This is a genomic window from Photorhabdus sp. RM71S (assembly GCF_042879355.1).
Classification (GTDB): domain Bacteria; phylum Pseudomonadota; class Gammaproteobacteria; order Enterobacterales; family Enterobacteriaceae; genus Photorhabdus; species Photorhabdus kayaii.
In genome coordinates this window covers 1-11,522 of record NZ_JBHFKV010000082.1, presented here as the reverse complement: position 1 = coordinate 11,522, position 11,522 = coordinate 1, and the positions used below count along the sequence as shown (strand labels likewise).

Sequence of the window (11,522 nt, the reverse complement as noted above, 5' to 3'; positions counted from 1 at the left end):
TTTCGGTCAGTTGTGTATAGGCCATAGTGCATTTTCCTTTGGCGAGAAAGATGCCTACTATAGCAACTGACCGCCCTTCTGAAAAATTGCACTTATTAGTCGAATCTGCCTCAACAAATAAATTATTAAAATTTTTTTATTCTTATATACACCCCCATTATTATATTATTACAATATCACTCGGAATAAATATTTGTAACACATTGTTACTTATTTTAACTTAACATTTAGAACCATATCGAATATCCTGCACCGTACCAATAACAATGACTCTATTATGAAATTAGCTCAAGCCTGACAGATACGACTTAGTTTTAACTCATAGAGGAAAGAGACCATATCGGTAACAGGTTACCTTTTTATGAAAATGATACTTATTCTTATAACGGCAATATTAATATCAATTAGTTTATTACTCGCTGCGGTGTTCTTACGATTGGCAGTACTATAATTAACAGTACTATATAAAACTAAGTTCAATCACTTCCGATATTATACTAGCTGGTTTACAAATCACTTTTCTTTTGATAAAGCGACTTACAGGCACAAAATTAACTCAAAAATCATGATCATATCTGATGAATAATTCAACCTAGACAGGCAATATTTTGTACACAAACAGCACATAACCATATATAAATTAATAAAAAACCACAGAACAAATTAGCAAAATAATAATTTTCATTACAGAAAATATATTTATGAATCACTAATAACTCTGGCTATGCTGGATTTATTTTGCTAATATCAGCCTGTTTTTTATTCAGAGCAAACGAGGAAAAGCAATGCCCTCTCAAACGACGAGGACAACTGCCATCTTCGCTTTCTTTATCTCACTATTGTTTTCCGCTTTTAGTCATGCTTCAACTAGCACAGCTAAAAGCATAGAGTATTCTCACAATGGCATGCAAAGCAATTTGCCAGATTTGCGAAAATACCCTTCGGGCACCCTACGTAAGAAAGCGTTTTTAAATGTTGTTGTCCCTGTGATTGATCAACACAATCAACAAATTATGCAGGAACGGAAATGGCTACTGGAACACCAAAATGCCAAGCATTGGTCTATACAGGACATCAAGCGCCTGCAACAAATTTGTAAAAACTACAACGTGAGCTGTAGCAGCTCGCCTAAAAAAGTTAACTGGAACAAGCTACTAAGTCGTGTTGACATCATCCCAACCCATTTTGTTGCCACTCAGGCCGCAACAGAATCTGGTTGGGGAACATCTAAGCTTGCACAACAGAATAACAACTTATTTGGTATGCGTTGCGGTAATAACTGTAAGAAAACCCAAGGTAAGATAAAAGGTTATTCCGCCTATCCGACTATCAATGATTCGGTCAAAGCCTATATGAGAAATATGAACACCCATAACGCTTATGAATCATTACGTGCTTCACGCGCCAAGCAGAGAAGCCTTCAGAAATCACTAAATACCAGCAAATTGATTGATAATCTTGAAGGATATTCACAATTGGGTTCGACTTACAACAACTACCTGCACAAAGTATTTAACAGCAATAAAGGGCTTATTACTCAGGCGCAGAAGTTAGCTAAAAACGATCACGACTAAGGGCCTAAATAAGTCATTAGCATGAATATCTTGTGTTAAGTACCAATATCATCCGTTGCTATAACTAAGTGCCAATCTCAATAGGCGTAATTGTTGCTTGTTGCAAGCTATTCTTATCAATGAACCGTGAACACGGACAGCGCGGAAAAACCGGAACGTACACGTAGTACGTGAGGATGACTCGCTTCGCTCGCCCTACGGGCCGCACTACAGTGCGTTCAAAAGCTCGTGCTTTTGTCTGAGCACTGTCCGGGTTCGCTCTTTATGGCAAAGAAGGGTGAATAAAATAGCCCTATTGGGACAGGCAGTCACTATGGAATGGATGATTTTCTTATATCCACCCATTTGTTCTTTTCATTGATAGAATGTTTAGATTAAATACTATAATATCCTTCAATATTAACCTGTATTGAGATAAAATGATTGACCAGAGTTTAATATGAATTTCTTTTCTTTTGAGTTTATTGGTTCCTTTGTTGCTTTCTTTCTCTTGTATTGGATGCTACAAAAACATGCGAAAACACAAAACTACCTGCTGATAATCGCAAGTTATCTGTTTGTCTTTTCCTTTAATCCGCTTTTCACCAGCATCCTATTTGGCTATACGCTATTTATTTATCTTTTAACAAACATAGCCAGCAAATTTCTATCCAACCGCATCACGTTTACTATCCTGACAATAGGTATTCTGGGGTGTTTCACTCTATTCAAATATTATTCTTTCTTTCAAGAAAGTCTCCAACAAGCGTTTGCCAAATTTGGCTTGTCCATAGATTTACCCGTACTAACACTACTCGTCCCTTTGGGTTTATCTTTTTATGCATTTCATTCCGTCAGCTATGTCGTTGCTGTCGCAAGAAAAGAAATACCCAAAGCATCATTTCCTGATGTCGCTTTATATCTATGCTTTTTTCCGAGTATTGTTGCCGGACCAATAAACCGAGCTAAAGATTTCCTGCCTCAAATCCAGATATCATCAAGAGTGATCATTGAACCATCAAGAGCCATATTATTAATTACATTGGCAATAACCAAACTATTTTTGTTCAGCTCTTATTTATCCGAAAATTATGTTAATCCAGTTTTTGATGATCCCGTCAGCTACAATGCAGGGCAAATCTTGGTTAGTATCTATGCCTATGCCTGGCATATCTATTTTAATTTTTCTGGTTATACCAATCTTGTTACTGGATTAGCACTACTCCTTGGATTCAGAGTACCTGAAAACTTCAATGCCCCTTATCTGGCTGAAAACTTACAAGCCTTCTGGCGCCGTTGGCATATCAGTTTATCTGAATTTATCCGTGATTATGTCTATATTCCTCTTGGTGGTAATAAGAAAGGATTTGTACGTAAAAATCTTAATTTGTTTGTTGCTATGGTAATCTCTGGGTTATGGCATGGAGCCGGAATTAATTTCATTATCTGGGGAGCTATTCATGGATTGGGATTAATAATCCTCAATGCTAAACATCAGTTATTTCCCCCAATAGACAAAAAAAATCAAAATATTCCCCAAAATCCAGTCATTTCATTTTTATCCAGAATCATCACTTTCCACTTTGTCTGTCTGGCATGGGTTTTCTTCCGTTGTCCTACTCTAGATGATGCACTAATATTATTAAATCAATTGATATCATCAAATTTATTTCACTCGATAATAGCCAATAGTGGGTTGTTACTGATGTTCTGGGGACTCTTTATTATTTATCCGTGGCTGATTAATCTAAAAATAATGGTTGAGAAAATGTATTCTCAGATTTCATGGATATGCTACCCAATACCATTAGCGATTATTCTGACTTTGGTATTTATGATTTCACCACAAGGAATACCAGGATTCATTTATGCCAATTTCTGAATTCAAATCTAATCTAAAAACGGCCGGGCAAGTTATTTTTATCGTAATATTAACTAGCCTACTGTTAATCTGGCTAAATCATCGTTCACTGGATAGATTCTGGCAACAAGAATATCACCAGCAAAGTCTTTGGGCGACTTTGCAAGGCCATCCGCTCTGGGATTTCGGTGATAATCTGGAACAAGGTGTACTCGCTGCGGGGGAAGCTTTCATGTCACATACTACCAGTAATAACAGTAGCAACCATCAGCGAACTCGCCAGGAAGCTGATATCACACTGCCTGTGGATTTTCAAATTGGACTCAAGCTCCTGAGTGGTTATCCCTCTCCTGTTACAAATCTGCCTGCAATTTTCCCTGAGTTATTACAGAAATCTCCCCATACTCATCCTGTTAATTCACCAATACCCCATAATTTAAGAAATAATGTTTCCCCCAGCACGGTTATCGCTAAAACCAACGTGACACTGACAGCCAAAGATAAAGTGCTGTTTGCTGGAGATTCAATGATGCAGGGCATCGCTCCCCATCTGAAACGTCGGCTCTACCGGGATTACAGTATTTCAAGTATTAATCTCAGCAAACAAAGTACTGGGCTTGCTTATCCCAGTTTTTTTAATTGGCCGGAAACTATCAATAAAACACTGGAAGCCAACCATGATATCAAGCTAGTTGTTATTTTTTTGGGGCCAAATGATCCCTGGGATATGCCACCAAAACATGGAAACATCTACCTGAAATTCGCCAGCCCTGATTGGGAAAACCTCTATCGCCAGCGTATCGAAATGGTCCTTACCGCAGCACGTAACCACGGGGCTGATATTATCTGGGTTGCTCCTCCCAATATGCGACAGAAAAAACTTTCTGCCAGCATGAAATATCTGAGATCCTTATATCAATCGGAAGTAACGAAAGCCGGAGAAATCTATGTTTCTGTTAATGATATTTTCAAATATCATGCAAATGATTATTCCGATTATGTCGGCGACAATAGTAACAAAATTAAACTCAGAAGCGGTGATGGTATACACTTTAGCTTGAAAGGCCAACAAACTATCTCAGATAACATATTTTCATTGATTAAATTTATTCAGGAACCAGCTAAACAAAATGAAAATAGTTAAACAACTTCGTCGACGATATCAATCTGCTGGCATTAGTCTGGTCATCACACTCTCTTTAAGTTTGATATCGTGCCATAAACAAAAGCCATTGCCGTTGCCAACACAACAGTCTGCAAAAGAGAACCAACAGCTAATAGACTTTGGTGAACCGAATTTAGCTTTACTGGCGGATAAACTTCACAACAGCCGCCATAATCAACTGCATTTTGTTCAGATAGGAGATTCTCATACTGCCGCAGACTTTTTTACCGGCAAGCTTCGCTCTTTATTGCAACAACGTTTTGGCGATGCAGGGATTGGTTTTGTTAGCCCAATTAATGTACCTGGTCAACGTAACGCTATGATCAGTATGACCGATGATAAGCAGCAATGGAAACTCACCACCAGCCGCAAAGATAATCGGCCTGATTTTCCTATCGGCGGTGCAATTGCAGAACCCAATAGCCAAATAAGTCAATTAATTCTAAGACTGTTTGTACCATCCCATGATCGCTATCAACTCAAAACGTTATACCAAGCATCGGGTGATGCTCAGATTCTGGTACAATCTGCAACCAAACGAATACTAAAATTACCGGCAACCCATGATCACTGGCAATTTTCTACTGAAGAATCAGTTACATTCCCAGTTAATATTATGGCGATACAAAATAATCAGTTAAAATTAGGCGGCTGGTTTATCAAACGTAAACAACCAGGTATTATGTTATCTGCCTTGGGTATTAATGGTGCAACTATTAATATGATGGATAAATGGCAGCCAAAATGGATTGATACATTAGTTCAAATGCATCCTGATATGGTGATCCTCGCTTATGGCACAAATGAGGCATTTAATCATTCGCTGGGTTTATCAAGCTATCGCCAGCAACTGGAAACTAAGATAAAACAGATTCGTAATCAGTTACCACAAACAGTTATCCTTATCATTGGGCCAGGTGATTCTTTGAAAAACAACCAATTTACAAGTTGTATAGCACAACAACCAACAATGTTGGATAATATCATCCATACTCAACAAAAAGTCGCTCAAGATCAGCACACACTATTCTGGAACTGGCGTGCATATATGGGTGGAAAATGCTCAATTAGGCGCTGGGCGCAACAAGATCTTGCTCGTCCTGATTATGTTCACCTTTCAGCCGCAGGTTATGAGCGCAGTGCTGAAGCTTTATATCAACAGTTAATAGATGTTCTCGGTCAATAAGCAACAATAAGGCTTGATTGGGAATAGTACTAAATACTTATCTTGTTTTTAGTACAGAAAAATTAAACTTATAATCTTAGATTTACAATATATATGAGCTCATAAGAAACCCATTTAATAAAGACAAACTATCTTTTTTGTTGTATTTAATGCGTTGAAAATAAGTTTATACCATGTGTAAAACATAGCGTTAAAAAGAGTATTTAAAATATGATTTTTCCCAAAAAGTATCCTCTCAGCTCTATAAAAAGGCTCATCTCCGGCTGGAAAGAATGTAGTTTCGAACGTTACCAACAAGCGTATTCTCTCTATGGTGGTGGAATATCTACTCATCCAGATATTGTACGTTTTTTAAATGAAAAATTTGGCAATAGTTTTATCTTTTATGTCAAAGAAAATCCACAAATAGAAAACGTTATCGAAGGGGCATACTTTACATGTAAAGATCATCATCTGGCAGCAAGTCACCAAAAGGACTACTATTTTTTCAGTTACGATGAAATTCTCTTCCCTATTGCCAAACATCTAAAAACTATCATCCCTGGGAGGTCAAAAACCATATCGCCTCTGCACAAAGAAAACTTCGTCAACATCTACTATGGCCGATTAAACAAGCGAACAATATGCCTTGCTAAAGAAGATTTTTCTTATAAAACAAGAAGAAATCGGAGTAATGAAATTAATAAATTTAAGCGTGCAGGCGGAGAAATACATCAAATTGATGATTTCACCTGCCAGGAATTTGTTGATATTTACACCACACTGTACGAAAAACGGTGGGAAAAAAAACACAGTGAAGAAGAAAAAGGAAAATTAACCGAACTATACACCGAACTCAAACAACATCTGTACGGATGTGTATTAACTATCAATGGAACCCCAGCAGCCTACGATTTAGTTATAAAATCAGACAGCCCTCAATGGGTTTCATTCGATGCAGTAAACGGTGGATACGATCCTGAATACGCTAATCTCAGCCTTGGAAGCATTGTCATGTGGTTAAATATTCAAAATGCTTCAACGCTCTGCCAACAGAATCAAAAAACGATGCGCTATTCTATTGGCAAACCTACTTTCTCCTATAAAGATCGCTGGTGCCACCGTCACCCGTTAGCAAGAACACTATTTTAATGTCAGCAATATTTTCAAATAGTTAACTTATCTTGCCGCCTTCTAAGGAAGGCGGTATTAATCTAATACAATCTCCTAATTCATATGAATTACAACATGGCAAAGAAAACCATTCCAACAATGGCTCCTGTTATTCCAAGAATAGTTTCCATAATTGACCAAGTTTTCAGTGTTTGAGATTCTGTTGCACCAGTAAATTTACCAAATAACCAAAAGCCTGAGTCATTAACATGGCTCAATACCAAAGAACCACCCGCAATACAAATTGAAAGAGCTGCAAGCTGGGCACTAGAATATTCCAGAAGATCAACAACGGGCAAAATCAGACCAACAGTTGTCAAACAGGCAACAGTTGCAGAACCTTGAATAACGCGTACTGTACCAGCAAGGATGAAACACGCTAATGCAATAGGCAGACCCGCCCCAATCAATGCGTTTCCCAAAGCAGGGCCAACACCAGAATCCACTAATACTTGTTTGAATACACCACCAGCCCCAGTCACCAATAAAATAATTCCAGCCGGTTGAATAGCCGAAGAGCAAATATCCATCACTTTTTCTTTACTCATCCCACGGCGAATTGCCAAACCATAAATAGCAATCAAACAAGCAACCAAAATCGCAGAAAATGGATGACCGATAAATTCAAGCCACTGATACAACTCAGAACCCTGTTCAACAAAATTCTCACCAATAGCCTTTAACCCAACCAAAGCCAAAGGGAACAGAACCAGTGACAAACTCAAACCAAAAGATGGCATCTTACCTTGACCAAGGCTTGGCTCACTTATATCCACGGGCAAATCCAGAGTGACATACTTACTGATAAAATTACCGAAGATTGGCCCCGCCAGTAACATCCCAGGAATCGCTGCACTGATACCGATCAAGATCATCCAGCCAAAATCAGCATTCATCTGTGAAGCCAACAACATCGGTGCTGGACCAGGTAACAAAAATGCTGCTGCTGCGGCGACACCAGCAAACAGAGGAATAACCAGCTTCACTACATTACCGCCAGTACGACGCGCGACCGCGAACGCCACACCAATCAATAAAACAATAGCTACATCAAAGAACAATGGCAAAGCACAAACCAGGCCAGCGATCCCCAATGAATAATGAGCATTCTTTTCACCAAAACTATTTAGTAGTTTAATCGCAATCTGATCCAGTGCGCCTGTTTCATGCAGAACTTTACCAAACATCGCCCCCAGTGCGACAACAATAGCCAGAAAACCTAACGTTCCTCCCATTCCTTCTTGCATTGTTTCAGCAATTTTATCCAGTGGCATACCAGAAAAAACACCCGCCCCCATAGAAACCAGTATTAACGCAACAAAAGCGTGGATTCTGGCCTTCATCACCAAAAACAACAGTAAAAAAACAGAACCCACCGCTGTCAGCACTAAGGTTAAAGTACTCATTATTTTTCCCCTGAAATGACACTATTAATTATTCTTATCGAGTGATTTATCACTTCATCAAGAGACGATCTAATGTCAACCAGATAAACATCCTGTTCATCACTCCCCGGCTCTTCTAATACCTCAAACTGAGATACCAACATTTGAGATTTAAAAAAATGATCTTTACGTGCCTTCAATCGACTTTCAATTAAATCAAAGTCGCCTTTCATATAAAGAAATGACAGATTCTTATTACGATCACGCAGTATATCCCGGTAATGTTTTTTTAAAGCAGAGCAAACAATCAGGGAAACCGGGTTTGTGCGTTGCATAGCAAAAATTGCATGATTCAGTGATTTCAACCAAGGTTCACGATCTTCATCATTCAGTGCGTAGCCTTCAGCCATCTTATTAATGTTAGATCTTGGGTGTAAAAAATCACCATCTAAAAAAGCAGAGTCCAATTTATAGGCCACAGCACTGGCAACAGCAGATTTACCACTACCGGATACCCCCATAAGCACAAAAACATGATTCGAATGTTGGGCATCGTTCATATAAACTCCTCAACGTAGATATTTTATCCACGAAATGTTACCGGTAACTGTTATCGGTAACATTATCAGAAGTAGAGACGAAATTCGCAACAACACGGAATATTCAGGAAATATAAATGTGATATTCATCACAAATGAGTTCAAAAAAACGCAAATCCAGCAGACCGATTAGATACTCTCTCCCAGAGATAACTGAAAGCCGATATCAATCATTTTTTGCGGTAAATGTTCGCCCTTCAGCCGAGCCATTAATAATTCGGCAGCCCTCCGCCCCAATAAGTCACGAGACGTCAATACACTGGCAAGTTTTGGTGTCATCACCTGACCAACATCATGGCCATGAAAGCCAGCTATCGCAATATCATGTGGTACAGCTATCCCTTGACGTTGGCACTCGAAAATTGCTCCGATTGCGAGGTCATCGTTAGTGCAGAATAGACCATCAACATCAGGATATTTTGTTCGTGCTTCATTCAGTAACTGCCCCCCTAATGTGTAAGAAGAGCTGTCTGGTGTCATTATCTTACCTGGCTTTAACCCGGCGCTTTTCATTGCAGCTTCATAGCCCTCCAGACGAATAATTGTCCTTTCATCTTGTCTCGCACCAAGATAAATCACCCGCTGGCAACCACGCTCAATCATTGCCATTACCATCTGCCGAGCTGCTTCAAAGTTGTCAATACCAACTGCCATATCAAAACAAGGAGAAACACAATCCATCAGTTCAACGACAGGGATACCAGCCGTTCCCAACATCTTTAAAGTTCGTGGAGTATGAGTACGTTCTGAAAGAATCAAACCATCAATATTATAGGAAAGTAAAGAAATCAAACGCTCTTCTTCTTTTTCTGAGCGATAGCCATAGTGAGCCAACATAGTTTGATAACCATAACTATCCGTCACATATTCGATACCACGAATAACCTCCGCAAAAACTTGGTTAGTCAAAGAAGGCAATAAAATACCAATAGCATGACTAGTGGAATTAGAGAGAATATCCGGTACTTTATTTGGGATATAACCTAACTCATCTAAAGCATCCGCTATTTTCTTTCGCAATTGCTCAGAAACTTGATCAGGATTACGCAAAAAACGACTTACCGTCATTTTAGTTATACCAACACGATCTGCAACATCTTGTAAAATAGGACGTTTTTTCTTCATATTTCAATGCAATATAGAATGAGTAAAGTTTAGAATAATAAACGTAGTGTTATGATATATTTATACACTATAAGGATACATTTTTTTAAAATTTAGTCTGGCTGTGAAACTGTAATCCCAATTTATTTAGTGTATCGTAAAATCTTATCCTTTAGAGTGGAGATATAAGACATATTTTTTGTGACTAGGAGGATTTCGCCGCTGATATATTACCGAATGATTTAGAGCAATGGGCCACCACAACCAGCAAGAACCACACCATGACAATGAATAAGAACTTGGAAATTGCCAAACTTATCAAAATCAGAAGCAGGGACATTAAGCCAGCTTAGGAGAAATGTCCAGGCGAAATTAAGGTTTAATCATTCGATGCTGGCTCAAACTTGATATGAACTACATCGTCAGCTTAAGTACAAGTAGGTATGCAATTAGGAAAAAACTCTCGTTAACTTATACCAATTAAGAAAAAGCTGCGTTATTAAGGTGCTCAAAACCGATATCGAAAATAACCCGTTAACCAACATGCCTATATTGCTTAATGGAACATAGAAAGATTTATCGCTTCACCGGTTTGCTCCGAAACTCTTCTCTCGACCAGATTTTGAAAATCAACTATAAAATTTGGGGCATGAGGCTAAACTCATTTGCCTCGGTTTGTCCGACCTTTCGTTAAAAGTAACAAGAATGATTTTGTTGATGCCGAAGCGATATGCGAAGCCGCATCACGTCCTTCAATGCGTTTTGTTCAGCCCAGAACTGAAGCTCAACAAGCAATGAGTGTATTACATCGGGTCAGGAAGTCACTTGTCCGGGATAAGATCAAAACGACTAATCAGATACATGGCTCTTTACTCGAGTTTGGGATTAGCCTACCGAAGGGAGACGCTATTATAAGCGCTTATCGTTTGTGTTGGCAGAGCACGAACTCCCAAGTTATCGGGTCCGATTGTTGATGCAACTACACGCCCATTATCACTATATTGTTGAACAAATAGTCGAGTTAGAATCTGAACTAAAACACACGATCACCACGGATGACACAGCCCAGCGTTTTATGACCCTCCCCGGTGTTGGTTTAATCACAGCTAGCTTACTTTCTTCATCGTTGGGAAGATGGTCGACAATATGCCAAAAGTCGTGATTTTGCCGCCTCAACGGGATTAGTTCCCAGGCAATATAGCGAGGAAAAAATACCCTGCTGGGTATCAGTAAACGAAGAAATAAGAACTTGCGGAGACTACTGGTGCAATGTGCACGAATATTTATGCAACGATTGGATAATTATTCAGGAAAACTGGCTGACTGGGTCAGACAGCAGCTTGAACGAAAACACGCCAATGTAGTGACTTGTGCACTAGCGAATAAATTTGCCCGGATAGCTTGGGTAATCACGACACAGCACACGGTATTTGACGCCTGATCCTGCGTCATTATGAATAAATTTAAACGTTATCCCACTGGTTTTGCGAAGACTGATAATTGATGACATGAACGGC

General features: G+C 39.0%; 8 protein-coding genes and 1 pseudogene. 6 read left to right on the top strand and 3 right to left on the bottom strand.

What is annotated here, in order from left to right:
- The first annotated feature begins 785 nt into the window (after window positions 1-785).
- From ACGF5R_RS22750 to ACGF5R_RS22730, 5 genes are all read left to right on the top strand, one after another.
- Window positions 786-1,574, top strand: coding sequence for a protein bax (locus ACGF5R_RS22750; RefSeq protein ID WP_112879090.1), 789 nt, complete (start codon window positions 786-788; stop codon window positions 1,572-1,574).
- A gap of 439 nt (window positions 1,575-2,013) precedes the next feature.
- The gene (locus tag ACGF5R_RS22745; RefSeq protein ID WP_262980502.1) at window positions 2,014-3,435 is read left to right on the top strand and encodes an MBOAT family protein; all 1,422 of its coding nucleotides are present in this window, start codon (window positions 2,014-2,016) and stop codon (window positions 3,433-3,435) included.
- Complete coding sequence (locus ACGF5R_RS22740) at window positions 3,422-4,558, top strand: SGNH family hydrolase (RefSeq protein ID WP_112879092.1); 1,137 nt, start codon at window positions 3,422-3,424, stop codon at window positions 4,556-4,558. The genes ACGF5R_RS22745 and ACGF5R_RS22740 overlap by 14 nt, the downstream gene beginning before the upstream one ends.
- On the top strand, window positions 4,545-5,765 hold the full coding sequence (locus ACGF5R_RS22735) for an SGNH/GDSL hydrolase family protein (protein WP_112879093.1): 1,221 nt from the start codon (window positions 4,545-4,547) through the stop codon (window positions 5,763-5,765). The genes ACGF5R_RS22740 and ACGF5R_RS22735 overlap by 14 nt, the downstream gene beginning before the upstream one ends.
- Window positions 5,766-5,975: 210 nt before the next feature.
- The gene (locus ACGF5R_RS22730) at window positions 5,976-6,896 is read left to right on the top strand and encodes a GNAT family N-acetyltransferase (RefSeq protein ID WP_112879094.1); all 921 of its coding nucleotides are present in this window, start codon (window positions 5,976-5,978) and stop codon (window positions 6,894-6,896) included.
- An 89-nt stretch (window positions 6,897-6,985) separates the two neighbouring features.
- Here ACGF5R_RS22730 and gntU read toward each other — a convergent pair whose 3' ends face one another.
- The 3 genes from gntU to gntR form a co-directional block, all read right to left on the bottom strand.
- Window positions 6,986-8,323, bottom strand: a complete 1,338-nt coding sequence (gntU, locus tag ACGF5R_RS22725) for a gluconate transporter (protein ID WP_112879095.1) — start codon at window positions 8,321-8,323, stop codon at window positions 6,986-6,988.
- Window positions 8,323-8,862 (bottom strand): gluconokinase, encoded by a 540-nt coding sequence (gene gntK, locus ACGF5R_RS22720; RefSeq protein ID WP_112879096.1) that lies wholly within the window; start codon window positions 8,860-8,862, stop codon window positions 8,323-8,325. The genes gntU and gntK overlap by 1 nt, the downstream gene beginning before the upstream one ends.
- Before the next feature lie 168 nt (window positions 8,863-9,030).
- Window positions 9,031-10,026, bottom strand: coding sequence for a gluconate operon transcriptional repressor GntR (gene gntR, locus ACGF5R_RS22715; protein ID WP_112879097.1), 996 nt, complete (start codon window positions 10,024-10,026; stop codon window positions 9,031-9,033).
- A gap of 621 nt (window positions 10,027-10,647) precedes the next feature.
- Here gntR and ACGF5R_RS22710 point away from each other — a divergent pair.
- Window positions 10,648-11,446, top strand: a pseudogene (locus tag ACGF5R_RS22710) (IS110 family transposase); the annotation flags it as partial.
- Window positions 11,447-11,522: the final 76 nt, after the last annotated feature.